Origin of the sequence: Hahella sp. CCB-MM4 (assembly GCF_002260525.1) — a bacterium.
In the GTDB taxonomy this organism is placed as follows: Bacteria; Pseudomonadota; Gammaproteobacteria; order Pseudomonadales; family Oleiphilaceae; genus Hahella.
The window spans coordinates 23,899-46,918 of sequence record NZ_MRYI01000022.1 but is presented as its reverse complement, the minus strand read 5'-3'; the positions used below and the strand labels follow the sequence as shown (position 1 = coordinate 46,918).

Annotated in this window: 11 protein-coding genes; all 11 read left to right on the top strand. The window is 48.5% G+C overall.

The window, feature by feature from the left end; translation table 11 throughout:
- Positions 1–470: 470 nt before the first annotated feature.
- Genes BTA51_RS26060 through BTA51_RS26010 form a run of 11 tightly spaced genes read left to right on the top strand, consistent with a single transcriptional unit; the run spans position 471 to position 23,008 of the window.
- Positions 471–3,734 carry a type I polyketide synthase gene (locus BTA51_RS26060; protein WP_141215681.1) on the top strand — a complete coding sequence of 1,088 codons (3,264 nt, stop codon included), beginning with the start codon at positions 471–473 and terminating at the stop codon, positions 3,732–3,734.
- Positions 3,727–4,881: a MupA/Atu3671 family FMN-dependent luciferase-like monooxygenase gene (locus tag BTA51_RS26055; protein ID WP_168188291.1), complete on the top strand. Its 1,155-nt coding sequence runs from the start codon at positions 3,727–3,729 to the stop codon at positions 4,879–4,881. Before BTA51_RS26060 ends, BTA51_RS26055 begins: the two co-directional genes overlap by 8 nt.
- A gap of 19 nt (positions 4,882–4,900) precedes the next feature.
- Positions 4,901–6,202 carry a hypothetical protein gene (locus tag BTA51_RS26050; protein ID WP_094712012.1) on the top strand — a complete coding sequence of 434 codons (1,302 nt, stop codon included), beginning with the start codon at positions 4,901–4,903 and terminating at the stop codon, positions 6,200–6,202.
- Positions 6,192–11,171 carry a non-ribosomal peptide synthetase gene (locus BTA51_RS26045; RefSeq protein ID WP_094712011.1) on the top strand — a complete coding sequence of 1,660 codons (4,980 nt, stop codon included), beginning with the start codon at positions 6,192–6,194 and terminating at the stop codon, positions 11,169–11,171. Before BTA51_RS26050 ends, BTA51_RS26045 begins: the two co-directional genes overlap by 11 nt.
- Entirely contained in the window at positions 11,168–17,629 is a 6,462-nt protein-coding gene (locus BTA51_RS26040) for a non-ribosomal peptide synthetase (RefSeq protein WP_094712010.1), read from the top strand. The genes BTA51_RS26045 and BTA51_RS26040 overlap by 4 nt, the downstream gene beginning before the upstream one ends.
- On the top strand, positions 17,622–18,038 hold the full coding sequence (locus BTA51_RS26035) for a carboxymuconolactone decarboxylase family protein (protein WP_094712009.1): 417 nt from the start codon (positions 17,622–17,624) through the stop codon (positions 18,036–18,038). The genes BTA51_RS26040 and BTA51_RS26035 overlap by 8 nt, the downstream gene beginning before the upstream one ends.
- Positions 18,031–18,885, top strand: coding sequence for a nucleotidyltransferase domain-containing protein (locus BTA51_RS26030; protein ID WP_094712008.1), 855 nt, complete (start codon positions 18,031–18,033; stop codon positions 18,883–18,885). The genes BTA51_RS26035 and BTA51_RS26030 overlap by 8 nt, the downstream gene beginning before the upstream one ends.
- A complete protein-coding gene (locus BTA51_RS26025) occupies positions 18,882–20,132 on the top strand; it encodes an MFS transporter (protein WP_094712007.1) in 1,251 nt (416 codons plus the stop codon). The genes BTA51_RS26030 and BTA51_RS26025 overlap by 4 nt, the downstream gene beginning before the upstream one ends.
- 16 nt (positions 20,133–20,148) lie before the next feature.
- Positions 20,149–20,664 carry a hypothetical protein gene (locus tag BTA51_RS26020; protein WP_141215680.1) on the top strand — a complete coding sequence of 172 codons (516 nt, stop codon included), beginning with the start codon at positions 20,149–20,151 and terminating at the stop codon, positions 20,662–20,664.
- Positions 20,664–22,271, top strand: a complete 1,608-nt coding sequence (locus BTA51_RS26015; RefSeq protein ID WP_094712005.1) for an AMP-binding protein — start codon at positions 20,664–20,666, stop codon at positions 22,269–22,271. Before BTA51_RS26020 ends, BTA51_RS26015 begins: the two co-directional genes overlap by 1 nt.
- Complete coding sequence (locus tag BTA51_RS26010; RefSeq protein ID WP_094712004.1) at positions 22,268–23,008, top strand: thioesterase II family protein; 741 nt, start codon at positions 22,268–22,270, stop codon at positions 23,006–23,008. The genes BTA51_RS26015 and BTA51_RS26010 overlap by 4 nt, the downstream gene beginning before the upstream one ends.
- The last annotated feature ends 12 nt before the right edge of the window (positions 23,009–23,020 follow it).

Here is a 23,020-nt window from a genome sequence, read left to right as displayed (position 1 = left end):
CTTTTGTAAAATTCCCAGTAAAATGGGCGACTTTTTTTGGTTCGGCATGCGCTGTTTTGGTATCTGCAGACTATAGACTAACGATTGCACTAACCGACCATTGAAAGCAATGCTCTGCACCTTTTCAGTGCACAAAAAATTGTAAAAAAACTGAAAGAAAAATATAGACGATCAGATGTTTGTTAAGATATTGTTACATTATTCAGGGAATGAAGGGCAGTGTATCGGGAAGGAATAATCGGGACACAGAAGTAAACGACCTCCTCCTGAAAACCACTCACTGTCAAATCTAAACTACAGCTTTCGCCTTTTATCCCGAGTGAAGAAAAGGCCAAATGCCAGCCGGCAATTGTAGTCATTCCTAATGAATAAAATCTTTATAGCCATTGAGTACTTTCGGTACTTTGGAGTGGTACGTAATTGCGTTGACCTATGGCCGGTCGAGAACCTTTCGAGCGGTTTTAAAAGGCTTGCGTAGCAGGATTGAAGCCCTCCTGATCAAACAGGAAGGTTACAGCAGTGGTCTGCTGGTCAATTTACCTGCACTTAGGTATTTGGATGACCTTAATCTCGACAATGAGAAGGAAGTTGGGTTCACAATGGATGTAGCAGTAGTCTCAATGCAAGGAGTTTTCCCTGAAGCTACTAGTGTAGAAACTTTATGGGAGAATTTGAAAAAAGGGATTGTTTCGATACCGGAGCATTCTCCAACAGTACAGGATATTAGTGCCGGCGAACTATGGATTCATCGTAGACCACTTATATCCAACCCCGAATATTTCGATGCAGGTTTTTTCCGGCTTAGCGAGATTGAGGCTGAGGCATTAGATCCGCAGATCCGCATCCTGCTGGAACAGTGCTGGTTGGCGCTTGAGCAAGCTAATGCCTGCCATGAAGATGCAAGGCTACGTACGGGAATTTTCGCGGGACTACGACACTCACGCTATCTGGATGAGCATTTACAACACAGCCGCCGCCATCAACAATCGTTAGGTGGTGACTACTTGCAAATGATTAACCGCAAAGATAGCGCAGCCACGTTTCTAGCTTATCAGCTTGGGTTAGGCGGGCCAGCCATCAGCCTCAATACGGCATGCTCAACCTCTCTACTGGCAGTACATCTGGCGTGTAACAGTTTGCTGACATGGGAGTGTGATGTTGCCTTGGCCGGCTCAGCCGCTATTCCCGCCTTTGAGCCTGAGTCCCAGAAAGCCATCCCTGGAGGTTTTCTTTCTCCAGACGGCTTGTGTCGTCCGTTTTCCCATGCCGCAAATGGCACCATAGATGGTTCCGGTGTGGCGGTTGTTGCCTTGAAGAGGCTTGAAGATGCCATTCGAGATGGTAGCAAAATACATGGAGTTATTCGCGGAAGTGCGATAAACAACGATGGAAATGACAAGGTTGGTTACTCCGCACCAAGCGTGAGCGGTCAAACCAGGGTGATCAACGATGCTTTGGATGTCGCTGAAGTTGATGTAGAAGATATCGGTTACATTGAAACCCATGGGACAGGTACGGCCCTTGGCGACTCAATTGAGATCAGGGCACTTGTTCAGTCATGGGAAGGGCGTACGGACAAAAAGGCGTTCTGCGCGTTGGGCTCTATAAAAGCCAATGTGGGGCATCTGGGGACTGCCGCGGGGGTGACGGGACTGATTAAAGCCTGTTGTGTCGTGCGAGATGGGGTCATTCCTCCTTTGGCCCATTGCGATACACCAAACCCTGCATTTGATCTCGAGCAAACGCCTTTTCGAATTCCACAAAAGACCGAACATTGGCAGCACAACTCCAACTCAAGGATGGCTGCTGTCAGCAGCTTCGGTATTGGGGGGACGAATGTTCATCTCGTTGTCGAACAGCCACCCTTGAAACCCGACCTTCAAGACGCACCTCTCAGAGCTAACTCGCAATCCTCGCTGCTAATGCTTTCTGCCAAGACACCTGGAGCGTTGGTAAATCAGTGCAGGCAACTATCTGGTTATCTGTCAAAAGCCAAAGATGCTGATTTACCGGGGATATCTGCAACGCTTGCGCATACACGACTGCATTTCCCTTTTCGTTTTTCAGTCTGCGCTCAAAACATTCATCAGGCCCAACAAAGATTGGGGCAATGCAGTTCACCAAAGGTAAGTCATGCTGAGAGTCGGATTCTATTCACCTTTCCAGGGCAGGGCGTTCAGCATCTTAACATGACGCTTTCGCTATATCGCGAAAATGCCATATATCGACAATATCTCGATATTGCAGCAGATTCGATGCGCAAGCACGGAGGCGGAGAGCTCTTAAACCTGCTCTCACATGACGAAGAAACCTTAAAACGTACTGAATATGCGCAACCTGCGATATTCGCCACTAGCTGGGCCTTAGCGAAGTGGTGGGAGCAAATGGGCGTACGACCGGATGTGATGGTTGGGCACAGTATCGGGGAATGGGTTGCGGCTTGTCTGGCTGGTGTATTTGAGCTCGACGATGCGATGCGCCTGGTCTGTATGCGGGGAAAACTGATGCAAGAGGCTACCCCCGGTCAAATGCTTTCGGTCTTCATGAGTGCGATTGAACTAAGGGAACATCTTCCTCACGGTGTGGAAATAGCCGTTATTAACCAACCTGAAAATTGTGTGGTTGGAGGTGAAAGGCAACAACTTGAATCTCTGACAGAGACGTTAAGCAGTCTGAACATTGCGTTTTCTTATTTGCATACGTCTCATGCTTTTCACACATCCTCAATGTCGGAAGCAGCACAAAAATTTGAATCAGCGGTCAATCTGGTTCACAAGAGGTCGCCTTCGATATCAATAATATCCAACGTCACAGGCAAGCCGCTAACAGCCGAACAGGCGACATCCGGTACATACTGGGCTGACCAGATCAAAAGTACCGTCCAGTTTTCTGATGGGATGGGGTTCGCACTTGCAGAGGGAGCTAATGTCGTCGTTGAGTGTGGGCCCGGCAATGTATTGACGACTTTGACCCAAGGAAGACAAGAAAATGCGACTTTCATTTCGAGCCAGCCTCATATTTCCCAGCCGGGAAGCTCATATTCGGCATTAATTGCGGCCGCAGGTGAGGCCTGGGCTTGCGGCTTGGATATAGATTGGAAATCACTGGCACCCAATGAAATAGATCTGGATAAGTTCGGCCTTCCAGGTTACAGCTTCGACAGAAAATATTATTGGGTAGAGCGGAATATTGATACGACACGCTTTAACGCCGATGCCATCGTTGAGTTGATTACGAGTAATAGCATTTCATTGTTGAAAAATGGAGAGGAGTACAGTTCCTCAAAGGATATTCAGACCCTCATTCAGAATTTAACTTCAACAGTTAATGAGGAAAACGGCAAAGGTTTACTAAAGGATGGAAAGATGGATCTACAGCAAGACAACCCAGCGAATGATCAGGCAGACATACAGCAAAAAATCACACAAATATGGCAGGAAGTGTTGGCTGTCCCTTCAATAAATCCCGATGAAAGTTTCTTTGACCTGGGGGGCAACTCTCTTTGGGCTTTACAGATTGTTAGCAAAGTCAATGCTGAATTTGGATGCGAGGTGCAACTCACCGAATTGTTGAGTGCTGCCACCATCAATGATCTGACCCACCTGGTCGAGACCAAGTTGATAAGCGGTCTCGATGATTCAGAACTAAATGCGTTGCTGGCCAATATGCACGACCTGTCCGAGTCCGAAATCAACGCCTTATTGCTGGAAGTGGAAGGGAAAGAACATGAGTGAGCTTCTAAAAGAAAAGCTCGCTGCATTATCTCCTGAACAGCGAGAATTATTGCGTAAACGGTCCAAGCAACTTGGCAAGGAAGAAGTCTATACGGCCAAATCGAACGATATGGACTTTAGTCTTTTCTTCTTTTCAGCCACGGGTGAAGAATGCTCAAACGACAAGTACTCTTTCCTTCTGAAATGTGCTGAATTCGGAGATCAGAATGGCTTCAAGGCCATTTGGTTACCTGAGCGGCACTTCACACACTTTGGCGGGCTTTATCCTAACCCATCAGTCTTAGCCGCTGCGATTGCGGTGAAAACGGAAAAAATCGAGCTGCGAGCTGGTAGTGTGGTCGTGCCACTACATAACCCAATGCGTATCGTTGAAGAATGGTCAGTGGTTGATAATCTGTCTAACGGCAGAGTGTCACTGGCCCTGGCCAGTGGCTGGAACAAAGAAGATTTTGCAATGCGTCCGGAAGCATGGCATGAAAGGCGTGAACTGGTCGCTTTAGGAATGGACCAGATGCAAAGTCTCTGGCAGGGGGAATCTTTAGAAGTAGAAGGGGTTGATGGCGAAAAAATCTCGGTAAGAACCTACCCAAGGCCGATTCAGCCTGAATTGAAGTATTGGTTGACCTGTAGTTCTCCAGAGGGATGGAAAAGAGCTGGAGAGCGAGGTTCCAATGTGCTTTGTATGCTTGGCAATTCCATCAATCTCCTCGCACAGAATATTGAGAACTATCGGCAGGCGAGGGAGCAGGCTGGCTTTGATCCTAACGGCGGCACCATAACCGTCATGCTGCATACTTATGTCGATGATGATCTGGAAAGAGCCAAAGAACAGGTACGAGAACCAATGATGCAGTACCTGTCAGGATACATAAAGCAATTTGACAATTTGGTGAACGAGAACACTCGTAAGGATGTGGATACCAACAAGCAGCAATTGCTTGAATTTGCATTCGAAAAATATTTCGGGCAAGCCGCCTTATTCGGACCAAAAAGCAAATGCCAAAAGCTGATTGATAAATTGAGTTCCATCGGTGTCAATGAGATCGCCTGCCTGGTCGATTTTGGTGTTCCTCTCGACAAAACCCTATCCAGCTTAGCTAATTTGGGCGAATTGGTCGCCACACTTTCTTCACCTCAATCAGTCTAGACGTCTAAGGGAACTTGACATGACCAACACTGCTACTTTGTCCAAACTCTCTCCCGAAATCAAAGCCAGATTACTGCAACAGCTTTCGCAGAAGGCTAAACAAGTGAATGCAGAGCAGGAGGTCCTGGAAACCTCTCCGGCTTCTTGGCTGACACTGGATCAAAGACCACTACTAACCCTATTTGCTGCAGGTGAAGAGCCAAAAGTGGATGCAGTATCGATTACGTGCCTAAACGACCGTGTTGTGGGTAACGGATTCAGTCTCAGGGATATTACCCATGGCATTTGTGGTGACTTGCCTTTACTAAGCAACATTCGTCAGCTACCGGAGGGACGTATTGCCACACTGACTCTGCCACGTACCTATGGGCAAATTTATTCCCAGAGCAACGATATTGTCAGACTGGTTGAACAAAGTCTGAAAATCTCTAAGTCCATAGGGGCTAAGGCGGTCTCATTGACAGGATTAATTCCTTCCGCAACCTCCTATGGTAAGGCAATTAATTACAACGACGACTTACCGATCATCACCACAGGACATGCGACAACCACTTCAGCCGTGGTTCTCTCCGTCAAAAAGATATTGAGCGAGGCGAATCGCAAGCTTGATCAAGAGGATGTCAGTTTTATTGGTATGGGATCAGTGGGCACGGCGACACTATCGCTGATGCTTAAAGTGTTACCTCATCCGCGCAGCCTTACTCTCTGTGATCTGTACGCTAAAAAAGATGAGATAGAAGCTCTCATGCAGCATATCCGAGAAGAACTGCATTACGAAGGAAAGCTGCGGTTTATTCCCTCGGAACGCGTTTGCCCCGACGAAATCTACGAGTCGACCACGCTAATTGGAGCTACCAATGTGCCGAATGTTGTTGATGTCGAACGCCTGAGGCCAGGTACGCTTATTGTGGATGATTCAGACCCCCATTGCTTCGACGCGGAAAAAGCCATCGAACGATTCAATAATGAAGGCGATATCCTTTTCACAGAAGGCGGCGCGTTGCGAGCACCAAGTGAAATTCAACACAGGATTTATGTGCCCAAAAAACTGGAATGGGCGCTGCAGTATCCAGTAGATGATGACAATGCTCACCACATCACAGGCTGTATTCTCTCCAGTTTGCTTTCGGGCAAATTTAACTATCCGTCTACTCTCGGCTTGGTCGACCCGAATCATGCTGTAGTTCACTACGAAGCGCTACTGGAGCGCGGCTATCAGGCTTCAAACCTACACTGTGGCTCATGGCGAACTCCACCATCACAAATCGTTGAGTTCAGAAAGAAGTACGGCTCGAACAGGGTGGATAGCAATGGCATCTGAAATAGAAAGGCTTCCCTGTTTTCATCATGTTATTCAATACTGGGCCGAACATCGGCCTGATACAGCCGCATTCAATTTCTTAGCGGATGGTGAAGAGGTCAGTGATTCCTTAAGTTTTAGCGAATTGGATAAAAGGGCTCGTCAAGTAGCCATATTTTTGCAGCAAAAGGAATTGCACAAGCAGCCGGTGTTACTTCAATTTCGCCCTGGGATAGATTTCATTGTGGCTTTTTTTGGCTGTTTATATGCGGGAGCAATTGCAGTATCAGCCTATCCCCCGGGAAATAACCGCTCTAAAACGGACCGGCTGGAGAAGCTGATCGCTAGCTGTCAGGCTTCCATAATCCTCACCAATTTGGAGACGTCATCGGATGTCATTCGAGAGAGCGGGGATATTGGACTGTCGCTGCTTTATCTCGACGATACAGTAAGCCTTGATCCTGCAGCATGGACATCCCCGGAGCTAAACGAACAGGACATTGCGTTTCTTCAATATTCTTCCGGCTCTACAGGGGATCCGAAAGGTGTCGTAATCACACACCAGAACCTGATGTCTAATCAAAAGGCAATCAAAAAAGGAATGGGGAATGGGGACCACACCGTTTTCGCGAGCTGGCTGCCCCTATTCCATGACATGGGGTTGGTGGGTAATGTCATGCAACCCATTTATCTCGGCGTCACCTGCTGGCTAATGCCTCCGATGGCATTTTTGCAGAAGCCGATTCGATGGTTGAGACTGATTTCAAATGCCGGGGTCACTTGCACGGGCGGCCCCAACTTTTCCTACGAGCTCTGTGTCAGCCGTGTCAGCGAGGAAGATCGGACCAGTCTGGATTTATCAAAATGGGAAGTCGCATACAACGGCGCAGAGCCCATCAGAAGCGATACGATACAGCGCTTTCAAGACACTTACAAACCTCACGGCCTCAAAAAGCAGGCTATTTTCCTATGCTATGGCCTGGCTGAAGCGACCTTGTTTGTTACTGGTAGCGGTGCTGCCAGGGGGGCTGAGCGCCTGGAAGTCTGCAGCAAGAAACTGAGTGAAGGTATTGCAGACACCGATACTGACCACCCGGTGCTTTCGTTAGTCAGCAGCGGTCAGTTATGGGATGGCGTGGACTTGGCCATTGTGGAGCCGAACAGTCACCAACGCCGCGCTGAAAACCAGGTGGGGGAGATCTGGCTAAAAGGGGACAGTGTCAGTCGAGGATATTGGAACGCTCCTGAACATAATCAGAATCTCCTGAGCCAAATAACGAATGAAGGTAATCAGGTTTGGTTACGTACAGGCGATTTGGGGTTCATACGCAATGGCCAGTTATTTGTCACCGGGCGGCTGAAAGAAGTACTGATTATCCGAGGTAGAAACCATTACCCTCAAGATATAGAACACACCGTACAGCAAGCTTATCCCGGTCTAACTGTCGGAAACGGCGCCGCTTTTCTGGCTGATGATGAGTTAGTCGTCGTTCAGGAATTGCAACGTACAGCGATTCGTCGCTTCGATCACCATGCCGCCCTTGAGGCTGTAAGACAAGCAGTCTCGGAAAAACACGGCCTCATGCTCGCGCACTTTGTAGCACTCAAACCCGGAGGGGTATTAAAAACCTCCAGCGGCAAACTTCGACGTCGACATATGTCTGAACTCTGGCAATCGGGATGCCTTGTATCGATAGGACAGGAAAGAAGCGTCTCTGAAAACAAACTGGATAAACCTACCTCGGAGCTGGGCAGGGTATTAGTCTCAAAGGGAATTAAAGCTCTCCCTCATCAGACTTTATCATCCCTGGGAATTGATTCACTACTGAGGCTGGAGCTGCACGCACTGATACAGGATCAGCTAAAAATAGACATTCCTTTGGAGTGGTTTCTGGATGAGCTTACGATTTCACAGATAGAACTGAACTTAGAGCAACTTCCTGCACGCACAATGGAAGTCGATGCTGTTTCATATCAAAAATCGACGGCCTTGACTCCCTGGCAACAGGCGATTTGGTTACACCAACAGCGTTTTCCTGAAAGCTCGTGCTTTAACCTCGCGACCGAGCTACAGCTCGACCATCCCATGGAGGCTCGGGCGGTAAAGAGGTTGCTTCAAAATATTGCCGAACTCCACCCCCAACTCAGCGCAGTCCTTCGTGGTAATGAGTGGGTGGCGGACACCCGGATTGACATAACTGAGCTGCCTATCGATAACTGGAGCGATTCTCGTCGAATCTCTTGGCTTACCGAATTTAGAACCATTCCTTTTAACTTGAACAATCAAGCTCCATGGCGCTGTGCGCTGCTGTGTGAGGATGGTCGATGTACGCGAATTGCCATCTCAGTTCATCATATTGCATTGGATGCCACCGCCGCACAAACTCTTATCCGCGACCTTTCCAGCAGCCTGCTTGGGAAAGAGGTGAAGTCCAATAGTGTTACGCTGCCGGAAATGTTGGGAGCTTTATCACAAGTCGCCAACGTAGAAGCCAAAGTCCAGCCCAAGCTGATTGAAGCGTTACTTGATGCCCCGGAGCATATCGACTTCAATCTGCCAAAACCTGGTATTCCCGAAAAAATTGCCAGCGTCCGGTATCGGCTCAGTCACGGAATGAGCACAGCGTTATATCATTTTGTCAGCGAAACCGGGACAACAATGCATTCGCTGACGTCTGCAGCGTTTGCCGGACTGCTTGCACGCTATAGTGAAGGAAATGTGATTTCCCTGGGCATACCGACCTCTATTCGTCGTCACGACCAGCATCATTGGGTAAACAACGCAGTGAATGTTGTGCCGATGCCGGTATCGATTGATGACAGTGTCAGCTTGCGTGCGCTTGTCTGCCAGACAGTAGAACAAACCAAGCTTGTGTTGCAGAACCGAAATATTCCCTATGTCACTTTCCTCGACAAAGTTCGCCAGATTCAGCCAGGTCGCAATCAACTGTATCACGCGCTGTTTTCATGCCAGCCCGAAGGGCAGTTACCCCCTGCTGACATTCCGATGGTAGCGTCACAAAGCACGTTTTCGCTGATGGTGTTCCCTTCTCCGGATGAGGTGGTATTTGACCTGGAGTTTGATCCTGTGCTCATCGCACATCGGGATGCGAGACGGATGCTCGATCATTTAGTAAATCTTTTGATCGCAGGAATACAGAATCCCGATAGACCACTGCGGCAAATAAACTTCTTGTCTAATGACGAGATGGCTGAACTTGGACTACTTTTCAGGCAACCTCAGAATGAAACAGTGCCATTTGAGGATGTTATCACTCGTTTCCAGCGACAGACCGATCATAGTCCTGAAGCTATAGCTGTGGAGGATGCAGACGGGCAGTGTACTTATCTAGAGTTATACAACCTTGTTTCATCCTACGTTCGGGCTTTGCGTAAACAAAGTATCGACAATGGCGATCGAGTAGCGATTGCGTTACCACGAGACAGGCATTTACCCGCGGCCATTCTCGCTGTGCATGCCATCGGCGCTATCTATGTACCTCTGGATTTTGAGTATCCGCAAGATCGGCTGTCATTGATTACTGAGGATAGTGAATGTCGATTGGTGATCACCCATAGGCCAAATCAATTTCCTCACCTGAATTGTCTTGAGCCAGTACAAGCGCAATCTCACATCGTACAACGACTGACCCCGGTGTCAGCCGAAGCCATTGCATATGTGCTTTACACATCAGGCTCGACAGGAAAACCCAAAGGGGTTCAGGTCACCCACGCAAATATTTCGGCTTTGCTAAGCTGGGCTGAGAGCCAGTTCACAGAGAGAGAGCGGCACAGGGTTCTGGCCTCAACTTCCATCTGTTTTGATTTATCGGTCTTTGAGCTATTCGTGCCACTCTGTCTTGGGACAACATGCGTCATGGTTGACGCGATCCTCGATCTTCTCAGCTCACCTGTGGATGTATCTCTCGTCAACACGGTGCCGTCGGCTGTTGAGGTTTTATTGGCGCATGACGCATTCCCCAAAACAGCTCAAGCTGCCTTGATTGCGGGCGAACCCTTCCACCAGTCCTTGGTTGAGCGATTGCTGGATACGGTTAGATTGCCCAGGTTGTTTGATTTATACGGCCCGACGGAAGACACCGTTTACTCCACTTGTGGAGAGCGGCGCATTGGTGACATCGCCACTATTGGCAAAATACTGCCTTGCACACGCGGCTATATACTTGACCGACATCAACAGCCTGTTGCTGACGGGGTGGCGGGGGAACTATGGCTATCCGGCGACAAGGTTTCAGCAGGCTACTTAAATCGCCCTTCATTAAACCAGGCCGCATTTCAAGTTCCGGCGGTTTTGGAACATCTGGAAGACAAGGCTTACAGAACTGGTGATCGCGTAAGACGTCTGCAGGATGGACGACTTCTCTATCTGGGAAGACTGGATCATCAAGTAAAGCTACGCGGCTATAGAATCGAATTGAGTGAAGTCGAGCGCCAAATTATGAGTTGCCCCGGTGTTGAAAAAGCCGTGGTCAAAGTCGTTCCCAATTCTCAAGGGAATGATGTTTTAGCTGCCTGGTACGCAACAGATGAGCGTTCTCCTGACAGCCAGGTTCTTCGAAAAGCCCTCGCATCTAAAGTGCCGGAATGGATGATTCCAGGTATTTGGTCCCCTTGTGAGGCTTTCCCACAAACACCCAATGGGAAAATAGACAGGGCAGCATTACAGTTGCCCGCAATGGAGGAGACTGTATCCGGTACTCAGTTGCGGGAGGACGAAAAGCAGTTGGCGGACATTTGGGCATCGGTACTTGGAAATCCACCTCAAGATAGAGACTCGCATTTCATAAACCTCGGCGGCAATTCGCTACTCGCTCTACAGCTTCGAGAAAAGCTCAATCAGCACTTTGGAGCAGACATCCCACTAACGTTATTGCTTACGCACCGAGTGCTCGGAGAGCAAGCTGACGCACTGATCGAATACTTGGACAAACAACCGCTTCAGGAAGAGTTAGAGGAAATCTCTATATGAATGGAGTCGTAGACTTTTATCACCAGCTATTGAAGCTAGGTGTCAGGCTGCAGGTAGAAGACGGCAATTTACGAATCAAAGCCTCCAAAGGTGTCGTTGACGAGCATCTAAAGGAGCAGCTGCGTCACTACAAGTCAGATTTGATCGCTTTTATCTCTGGTAAGTTGGAATCCTACCCGGCTAGTGAAGGGCAAAAACGCTTATGGCTACTCCAACAATACAACGCCAGTGATGCTTACCACATAGCTTTCGGACTTAAGCTGACCGGTCATTTGGATACCCAAAGACTGTGCGACGCTATTAATCAGGAAATAGGATCACACCCAGCCCTTAGAACACGCTTGATAGAAACCGATGATGGACTCGCGCAAAAAATAGGGAAAAGCGCACCCGAGATCATAGCGGAAGAAGCCAAATCAGGCTCAGTGACTGAGTGGTTACGAGAGTTGTCTGAGACGCCTTTTGATTTGTCGAACGACGCTCCGATAAGGGCAAAATTCATCAGGATGAATGATGCTGAACATATCATCCTTCTGGTGGTGCATCATACGGCTGCTGACGGCTGGAGTCTTGGTGTTATGTTGAAGAACATAAGCCAGCGGTACCGGGGAGGCGAAATACACGGAAAGGATGTCCCGTTTATTATTCCCGAAGTAAGCACTCCCGAGGCGGAGAAATGGTGGTCCGAACTACTTACTGACGAGCCGGAACCATTAGAATTTCAGCCATCAGATCTCTATAACCGCCCCTCAGCATCAACGACATTATCATTCGAGTCGTCCTTGTGGCATCAGTTAAACCGCACGGCTGAGCAGAGTGGCATTGGTCTGCAACATTGGCTAAACGCTTGTTTTAACATTGTCTTGGGTAAATTGTATCAACGCGACGATGTTGTATTGCTCACACCTTACGCAAACCGTAATCGCAGCGATGATTTCTATCGAGTCGGTTTTCTGGCTAACACTCTGTTCAGTCGCGCAAAATTAACACCTTCCACAACTGTTCGTGAGCTTTCCCGAGCTTTGTCCGAACAATCGCAGATTGGCATACAACACAGCCATGCTTCATACGAGAAGCTGGTTCGCCAGCACTCCGATTGCGTTAGCTCTGTCATGTTCAGTTATGAAGGCGAGCCAGGAGACCACTTATGCCTGGAAGGTGTGTCGATAGACCTGATTCGGTATATGCCGAGTCAGTCAAAGTTTGACCTATTGCTGACGGTGATCCCCGGTATAAACCCAAAAGCATTGTTTGAATACGACAAAAATGCACTCCATTTTGATGAGGTCGAGCGCATCAAGCAGAGCTTTAAGCATGTGATTCAACTGGTCGTACAAGAACCGGATCTCGCCCTGGGAAAAATCGCACTGTCGGAGCAGGATTCGAGCGATGAGTTAACAGCTCGACCTGAGCTTGCACTACGCAGAATCCAGGAACAGGTCAGGATCAAACCCCTGGCTATTGCAGCCGTTCAGGGAGAAACCCACTGGACCTATAATCAATTATGGGAAAGCGTGGGACAAGTCCATCACTGGCTTAAACAGCGTGGTGTCAGTCGGGGTTCTATTGTAGGCATAGCAATGGGACCCGGGCTGGATTGGCTGGCATCCGCGCTGGCCATCTGGTCGGTAGGGGCTGCCTACGTGCCGATTGACGAGACCATGCCTCAGGCACGTAAAGCCATGATGATACAAGAAGCCTGCCTGGATATGGTCCTCGATAGAGACAATTATCCCATTGGTGAATGTGGCCGGGACGGTGGTCTAGGTATTCAGGATAATGATGGAGGTATTCAGAATAGCGGTGAAGGTATTCGGCACAGTGACAAAGAAATTCCGGATCGCGGCGAAGGTATCCAGAATTGGACACCTGAAGAGCTGACACCTTTAGATCCCGCATGGCTTATTTTCACCTCCGGTTCTACAGGAAAACCTAAGGCAGCCGTTGTTCCTCACGGTGGTGTGGCGAGGCTGTTGGACTGGTACCAGAAAAGCTGTGTTGATTCTGAAACCATCACCCTGGTTATCAGCAATCCGTCATTCGATTTAACTCAAAAAAACCTGTTTACACCACTGATTTCCGGTGGGCGGGTGGTCTTTCCTGCGATGGCCCAATTCGACACCAGAGAGGTTTTGGATGCAATTCAGCGTCATCGCGCCACCTTGGTCAACTGCACACCGACAGTTTTTAATGCACTACTAAAGGAAGCCAGGAACTCCGGGTATCAGGAGTTGGATTTTTTGTCACATGTTGTGTTAGGTGGAGAGCCTATTTCGGTTAACCCACTTCGGCAATGGCAGCAACATAGACCGACTCAGTGTGAGTTTATAAATAGCTATGGGCCCACAGAGTGCTCCGATGTTGTCGCCTGGCACCGCTTGAATTCAGATTTATCTAAACAGTCAGAGCCTGTGGCCATTGGTCAGGCAATTCCTGGAACCAGATTAACGGTGGTCGACCACCATGGGCAGCCTCTGCCAGCAGGGGCGACTGGTGAACTGATGATAGATGGTGACAGCGTTGGACTGGGTTATCTTCGTCACGACCAGTTAACGGCCAAGGCGTTCCTCGAAGATGGATCTGGATTCACCGGGAAACGCTACCTGACAGGAGACAGAGCCGTATTAGGTCATGACGGGCTGATCTACTATCTTGGCAGGCGTGATACTCAAATTAAACTGAATGGTTACCGTATCGAAGCTGGTGAAGTTGAAACAGCTATAATGGATACGGGCGTCGTGGATAGCTGTGCGGTGGTTGTCAGACAGGATGCCCAACAGAATAAGATTCTAGTGGCCTATTACAACAGTCAGCATTCGGAAACGAATGAAGACGTGCTGCGCGAATCTATCAAGCCACATTTGCCTCATTATTATGTTCCCTCTCGCTTTATCTCTCTTTCAGAGATGCCATTAACTCGAAGCGGAAAAGTTGATCGCAACAGATTACCGGTAGAACTGCCTTTAATACAGTCGTTAGATAATAAGAACGAGAAGGGATTGAGCGAAGAGTTCTCGGAAACAGAACGTGCGATTGCCAAGATCTGGCAAGAGCTTTTAGCTCATCCGGTCACTCAGAGGGACGATAACTTTTTTGCCCTAGGCGGGCATTCTCTGCTGGCGATGGATATGGTCAGGCAAATTCGCCAGGACTTAAATATTCCAGCACGCGTCACTCAAGTGGTTACCGCCCCACGATTGAAGGATTTTGCAGCTTTAATTGCTCAGCAGGGAGGGCAGAGTGAACTTGATTCAGTTTCTCAAACAGATATGTTTGCGCTGAACAAGCTGTCTGCCATGCAAAAGCGGCTCTGGTTCTTGTGGCACAAAGACGGTGCAAGTAGCGATTACCTGATGAGTGCGACCTGGAGAATTGACGGTGAACTGGACGTAGAAAGGCTCAAAACGTCATTTACAAGGGTCGTGTCCCGACACCCCATTCTTTCCAGTCGTTTGGTCGAAATGGACTCGGGGGTCTACTACCAATTGGATCAGGATGAGCCTTTGGTGCAATTTGAAGAGTATCAGGCTGATGAATCCAGTTTTATATCTATACAGCAACGTCTCTACACTACACCGATTGATTTAGGGAAAGACAGGTTCATCCGTATTTCCTTGATTCAAACCAATGCACATTGCCATTATTTAGTGGTGAACTTGCACCACATTGCCGCTGATGGTTTGTCACTGCCCATTTTTATCAGCGAATTGAAATCTGCATGGAACAACGAATCCTCTCTGGAACCAGCGCCTCAGTTCGCACAGATATCGCAACAAAGAGAAGCCGATTACCCGAAGTTACGTCAGCATTGGCAGCATATCTTGTCGGATGCTCCACAGATGTCGGTCTTTCCCGTAGACAATCTTCCAACCACATCTGCAGAACAGGAAATCGCCGGTCATCAGCCATTGATGCTGCCTGCAGAGGCTTGGGGGGCAGTTAAACGCCTGGCTCAACAACTGGGGCTTACACCATTTTCAATCCTACTCTCTAGCTGGGCCATTCTACTTCACCGTTATTCTCACGAAGAGGATTTGGTCTTTGGTGTTCCCGTAGCCTTGCGCGATGACTCAGACAGCGCTCGGGTGATTGGGCCTTTGCTTAATACCGTACCTGTAAGAATGGGGATTAGCAGCGACATCCAAGTGAAAGAGGCCATTATTCGGGGGGGCAATGCATTTCGGAATGCGCAGATTGGTGCGGATTTACCCTTTGAAGAAATTGTTGATGCAGTAAACCCTGTTCGCAACGCCAGTATTCCACCACTGTTTCAGATTCAAATTGTAGAAGACCCGTGCAGTTTAGGTTCATTAGCATTGGATGGACTGACGGTTGTCCCATGTGATCATATGGCTCAACAGGCCAAGTATGACTTCAATATTCACTTTCAGACCGGCAGCCTGGATTTACAGGGCTATATATCATTCAAAGAGACGGTATATGGTAACCAAACCGTTAAGTGGATAGCGAAGTGCTGGCAAAATCTTATTCAGGAGATGCTGGATAAACCTGATTGCCTGATCGGAGAGATGTCGCTCATATCGAAGAACGACTATCAGACAATACGTGCTCTATCAGGGCATGATGCGCCGGAATATCACACCGATAAGACGTTGCACGGCCTGTTTGTCCATCAGGCAAGGAAAACGCCAGATGCGCCCGCATTAGTGTGGGATACCGGCTACATGAGCTACCGCGAACTTGATAAGTGGTCTAATCAAGTGGCCTGTGGATTGGTTCAGAAAGGGCTCAACCCGGGGGATAGAATATGTATCCAAATGCCTGCCAGTGCCGCCCGAATCGCTGTACTCTACGGCGTACTAAAGGCTGGAGGAGTATATGTTCCAATTGATCCCCAGTGGCCAGAAGAAAGGCAGCAATTAATTCTGGATCGGGTTCAACCTAAGCTCTGCATTCAGGAGCGGGATGTAAACTCCCTGACCGAGGGACAATCCACCGACCCTTTACCGATCGGCGTAAGCCCTGAACAAAATTGCTATGTTATGTTTACCTCAGGCTCTACCGGAACTCCCAAAGGTGTGCCTATAAAGCATGGTGGCGTAACACATGATCTGGCATATTTGATTCAGTGGCTCGGATTAGGTGCCACGCATAGAATCATCCAGTTAACCTCTTTCAGCTTTGATCCATCTGTTCGCGATCTCTTTGCCACCTTGGGTTGTGGTGCCTGTGCCGTTCTGATTGATGATGATGCCGCAAAAACTCCTTCCCGGATTCTTAACGCATTTCGAACCCATCGTGTGACTCATGTTTTATCCATGGTGCCCACCATGCTTCGTGCACTAATGGTCGAAGGATCTGACAGTGTAGAGTCTGACAGCATAGAGTCCGACAATGTGCATCTTAACGTGCTGATGCTAAACGGCGAGCGGTTAAGAGGGGAAGACGTAAGAGGGGCCAAAGAGTTGTTCGGCGATGACGTCAAAATCGTTAATCAGTATGGTCCGACAGAAGCGACTATGACTAGCGCCACCCATGTTGTTGGGACCAATGATGAAGCTGAAACCACCGTACCTTTGGGCCGCCCCAATCCTAACACCCTGATTCTGATCATGGATAAGAATGGGCAGATATTGCCGCCCGGGGCAATTGGAGAAATATGTATTGCCGGTCCCGGGCTGTCAGATGGATACCTGGGGCAATCGTCTCAAGCATTTACCTGGCAATTAATGCCTGATGGACGCAGAACTCGGTTTTATCGCACCGGAGATCTTGGCCGCTGGCGTTGTGACGGGGTGCTGAGCTTTTTGGGCAGAATGGACTTTCAGGTAAAGTTACGAGGCAACCGAATCGAGCTGGGTGAGATAGATGCCCATTTAGGTCAGCTATCAGGAATTAAGAACGCTGCTGTCAGCGTTGTTGAGCATCAAGGCAACCCCGTTTTGGTGGCGTGGATTGAAGAATCCAGCCCAGGGAGCTTTGATCCCGTCGCAGCGAAGCAAATTCTATCCATTAAGCTGCCAAGTTATATGGTTCCTGCAGTCTTTTCTGTTGTGGAAGTCCTTCCTCTTACAGCGAGTGGAAAAGTAGATCGACGACGATTGCCGGATTCGCTACAAGTTGATCCTACCACTAAGACAGTCGCCAGCACTGAGCTTGAGGTAACTCTGTCTAATCTTTGGAGCCAGCTATTGGGACTGTCCATTCCGCCGGACTGCGACACCAATTTTTTTGAGCTTGGAGCCAATTCATTGATGATGGTACAAGCAAGTGAGCGACTTTCTCAGTTGTTGCCCATTCCGATCGCTGTCGTAGACCTATTTGAGTACCCGAACATCAGGGCCTTAAGCAGGTTTATTGAAACCTCTACGAAACCCAAGCAACAAACTCAAGCCCCGCAACAGCGAAGCAACCATCGAAATCGAAGACGGGAGGCCCTATCGGAAGCCCGTAGAAAGAGAGCTGTGTCAAATACAAGGAAATCGGTACATGAGTAGTAAAGACAATGAACGTCTCGAACACGGACTTCACATTATCTCCCAGTTGGAACTACCGATGGGTAACCCTCACGGCTTACTGCATGGAATGCGGATACATGGACCGGCATTCAAGCAACACCTGATTGAGTCATTAGGAAGGCATTTTTCTGCTGATCATCCCTTGGAAGACAAGGTTAAAGTGCTTTTGGCATTGTCTTTGGCCTCGGTAAGTCAGTCTGACGACCTGATAGAGTTTTTTGTCGGCGCAGCGCTGAAGCTAGGTTGGAGCCGTGAACAGGTGGTCAGCACGATTGAAGTGGGAACACTGTTTAATGGCTGGCCATCAGCAATAGGAGCCGTGCAAGTGGCCATATCCGTATTTGAAAAGTTAGATGTTCTAGAGAAGGAAGGCCAAAGCAATGACTAATGCTCAATCTCATGGCCGTTTTTTCCCACTAGATGAGGAGGGGTATATTGTTAACGACACCTCCTCAGATCATGTATCAAAGAGCTTACGCGATTTGATATTAGAGGCATTCCGAGAACAGGTGTCAGACCCTGACGCACTAAAAGCTGTGTATGTACGAGGCTCGGTGGCAAGAGGAACATTTGTATCAGGAGTCTCAGATCTGGACGCCTTTGCGGTGCTGGATGACCATTGCTCAATACCTGAATCTGACCCGAATGAAACTGTCGTTGCTAAAATTCGTGAAGAACTGCCGGGCGTGACCAATCTGGAATGGACCTATTGCCATGAGCATGAAGTTCTCGGGGACTACTTGGGAGTATGGCCATTTTTCATCAAAACCCAGTCCCTGAATATTTGGGGGGTGAACTATGAGGATAAATTAGCTCCTTACCGTCCGGGTTGCGAGATAATGGGCGAAGCCATGTGGTTGCCCAACAGAAGGGAAGAATACGAACGAAGGTTGGTTGATCCGTACTGGCAGGGACAGAAAACGTTCCTGTGTGAATGGATTATGAAGGCGATCGTACGAGCTGCGTTTGAACTAACCATGGAGAAACAGTACTGCTATACGCGTGATCTTGCCCTGTGCCACAAAGTATTCGCTGAACAATATCCCGAAAAGGCAGATGAGTGTCACCAGGCCATGGTATGGGCTGTTTCGCCAAATCAGGATGTCGAATCACATAAAAAATTGATGGCCAGTTTTTGCCCATGGATTGCCCAGCACCTGGAGCGCATTCTCAGTGCAAACCACATTGATGCCTCTCAATATCAACTCACACCAAAAGGAGAATTGGCTCAGTGAGTTTATTAATCGAAACCATACGTAATAGAAACCTACAAAGCATTTGGTCTGCGGTATTTGTCAGTACTATCGGCAATTTCCTGTTAATGCTTTCTCTCTCTGTTTACATCTGGCGGGAAACCGAGAGCAATTTCCTTGCCTCTGCGGTATTTGCGGTTCAATGGGGAGCCATTATTCTTTCTGCCCCTTTTGTAAGCTTCTTGTTACAGCGAATTCCCGCTGCCAAACTCGCAGCGTACAGTGAATGGTTGGGAGTCGTTGTTTCTGTCACCATTGGCCTGGTGGTCGATCAGTTATGGCTGGTCTTCGGATTGTTGGCAGTTCGTGGATTAATTGAAAGTGTCAGCAAGTCTGCACGAATCGTTGCGCTGAAAACGTCGGTTCCGGAGGATCTACTGGGGCGGGCGGCATCTTTATTCGGTACAGGCACTTTTGTCGGTATTGCCGTAGGTTCTTTATTGGGCGCAGTTCTCATAGAGGTGCTTTCCCTTCAATGGATAGCCGTTATTGATGGACTAACTTTTGTGATATCCGGCTTGTTTTTCTACACATTGTGGAAAAGAACAAACGACTCAAAAACTTCATCCCCCTCAAAACCAGAAAGAGCTTTTCGCTCAGCTTTCTTGCTGCTCAAGACCACGCCAGACCTTCGTCAGCACTTTGTGTGGGTCATTCTCACAACTGCTTTGCTTCAAGGCTTCCATAATATTGCCCGGACTTTATTACCAATAGAGTTACTCCAACTTGGCGAGCAAGGGGTCATGATTCTGCAGGCGATGGCTAGCGTCAGCTTCTTCCTGGGGGCTCTGTTCGTCACATTCCTTATGCAAAGTGAGTCTAGTCGCTGGACAAGATTACCCTGGCTGATTGCACTGATCAGCATTGCGTTTATGCAAGCCTCACTAATGATTCCGATCATTTGGGCGAGCTTGCTCAGTTATGCCCTATATCTATTTGTCTTTGAAGTCGCCTTCACCTTCTGCCAAAAAAACCTCATTGTTCAATGCCCTGAATCCGCCATGGGTGCGATCACATCAAGCGCTCAGTCATTAGCAACGCTTGGCATGGTCGTTGTCATTTTGTTGGGGGGAGGGCTGTCGGACTGGGTAGGCATTCAGCTCACTGGATGGATCTTCTGCCTGATATTCGTCTCAACGTTGGTTGTGACTAATTTAGCGGGTTGGATTGCATCAAGAAGTAAGGATCAAACACCTGAAATAGCTGTAGAGGGAGCAGAAAATGCTTAATTGGTTAAGGAGTGACTTGAGCAACAAGTTGATCTGGTGGATGAAGCCCAGTCAGCATGGTGATCCTGTTTCTGAGCTTTACGCAATCATTGAACATGGCGCAATACCCGGAGAGTTACCTCCTTACATATGCGGGGATCGCCGCAGTATTTCATTCACAGAAACGCCATTAATTCAGTCAGCGCGGCTATTGATTAATGCCAGCAATGCGGGACTTAACTTTATCCCCTATGGCTTTCAGTTTGACAGAGACGGTCTTTATGAAAAAGGTGCCAGGCAAACAATCCACCAGCCACCGCAAGAGGTAGAGCTACTACCGCTATCAGAGCGCTATCGCCATGTGGATTTGATACCAAACCAGGGAGTTGATTTCACCTGGAAGAGAGAATGGAGGCTGGCCGAGGATAAACTGCAGGTTGATCCGGGCTCATGCAACCTGATTTTGCCTGACCAGGAGGCCTATGATCAGCTAGTGAAAAAGGCAACATCTCCTCTATCGTTTCATGTGTTGCTCTTGGAGGATTTAAGCTGATGAGTCTGGCGATTGTAGAAGGGAATATACCCAATCATCCGCTGTGGAAAGTGGAGTCACTTGAACAGGCCTTAATCGAAGCTGGCAAAAGTCATTCCGGCATTGGGTTCATTGATGCTCTTGGTGAGCGTTGCCATTGGAATTACCAGGAGTTTTACAGAAGAGCGGCAGCTATTGGCCAGGTTCTACTAGACATTGGTATAGAAAAAGGAGATCGCATCATCCTAAGGGTAGAAGAGCCATCGGCATTTCTACTTTCTCTGTGGGGGTGCATTCTGGTCGGTGCTACTGCAATACCAATTACCGCCAGTAAGCCGTTGCCGGCACAGCCTGCCTCCACTCAGGATATGATAAATGCACTGGCGGCCATCAAACCTAAAGCAATCATTGCAACAGGAGCGGATGTTAATACTTTCTCTGGGATAATAGAGCGTTATCCCCAGGAGAGGATTACAGTGGTGGATGCAGAAACATTCCACACGATCCCCCCGAAAAACATTTCACTGCAAAGGGCACTAACCGGCGATGAAATCGCATTAATTTTCCCGACGTCCGGTTCGACCGGTACACCCAAGCTAGTGCCACAAACTGTTAAAGCTCTGATCTCGATGGCCGCAGGCAGTATCGAGATGAATCGCTTTGACTCTTCAGATGTATTTCTCAACTGGATGCCAATGGATCATGTCGGTTCATTGGCTTACCTATGTATTCTTCCCATTTGTGCCAAAGCGACACAGATTCATGTTAATAACTCTTGGGTAAGAGCTGATATTCAACGCTTTCCCGAACTATTGTCCGAGTACAAAGTCACGGCAGGCTGGGTGCCCAATCATGTATTCAGCCAATTGTCGAAGCTGGATATAAATCCGACCTGGAATCTCCGGCATTTACGCTTTTTAGTGAATGCGGGGGAAAGTATTGGTCATCAGATGGAAGTCTGTGCCGACAAGTTCAGTGAATGCGGCTTAAACCCAAATGCTCTGAGGCCTGCATTTGGCATGTCTGAGACCTGCTCCGGTATTACATGGTCCGATGGCAACCGACACAGATATAGAGGATTTGTAGATTTGGGGAGTCCTATTCCTGGAGCCGGCATGCGCGTCATTTCGGATGATGGAGGTATTGTTGAACAGGGAGAGATTGGCCGCCTGCAAGTCAGGGGGGGCTCTGTGACGAAAGGTTATCTGCATCATGAACCACACCAGTCTGATGAGGGATGGTTTGACACTGGAGATAATGCGCTGATTCATGAAGGCCGGTTGTACCTTACAGATCGTGAAGGTGACGCAATTGAAGGTCTTTCAGTTCCCGGCTATATGATTGAAGGCGATATCGACGGGTTCGCTGGCGTAAGCGCCGGGCTAACCGCGATATGCCAGGCTTCCGGCATTGTTGGTGTCTTTTTTGTACCTGAAGATGGCGCCCAATCACCCTCACTCATGACCCAGGTCAACGAGTATTTGGCTCCTCGCTTGGGCAAACTTCGCTATAAAGTCTTCTGCTGTCGTCAGGATGAAATCCCTCGCACCTCTATTGGAAAAATACAGAGAAAGGTGTTACGGCGTCGCCTCGCCACCAGTCTGACAACACAGGTACAGCCAGCATGAATTTGATTGTATTCGGATATGCGGGCAGCAGCGATAACACGTTCAGGAATCTGGCATCAGAGCTCCCCGCTGAAGTATCGATGCGTCAATTTGTATACCCGGGACGCGGTAGCCGTTTCAAGCGACACTTTGCATCGTCCCTTGTGGAGCTTGCTCAAGAAGCGGGGGATAGCATTTCATCGAAACAGCCATTCATATTAATGGGGTTTAGCTTCGGGGCATTAGTGGCTTATGAAGCTGCAAGATATTTGCAGAGACAAGGGCAAGCGCCAATGGCCTTGGTAGTATGTGCAATGAATGCCCCTCAAAGTGGCGATTATAGGAATCAAGTGCATCAGCTTGATATGGCGACGTTAGCCAGTTATCTGAATAAACTCGGGGGCACACCTGGCGAGCTCTTGGAATCTCCCGAGTTTCTGGCCTGGTATGCGCCAATTATTCAATCCGATTACCGTCTGATGGACGCGTACCGACATGATCCGAACCCTGTTCTTGAAAGTCCTATTCTGGCTTTGACAGGTGAGTCAGATCCATTGACCACCAGAGACGCCGTTGGCAATTGGTCATCATGTACCAGTTCTACATTCCATAGCGTATCGATTCCCGGAAGCCATTTCTTTCTTGATGAATCACCGCACATTTTAGCGGCAGAACTTATCAATGGGCTCTCGGAAGTCGCGCAGGAACGCGAAGGGTCTATAAATGGTTTTCAGAGCTCTCATGCAAGAGCGCAATAGTGGGCATATACA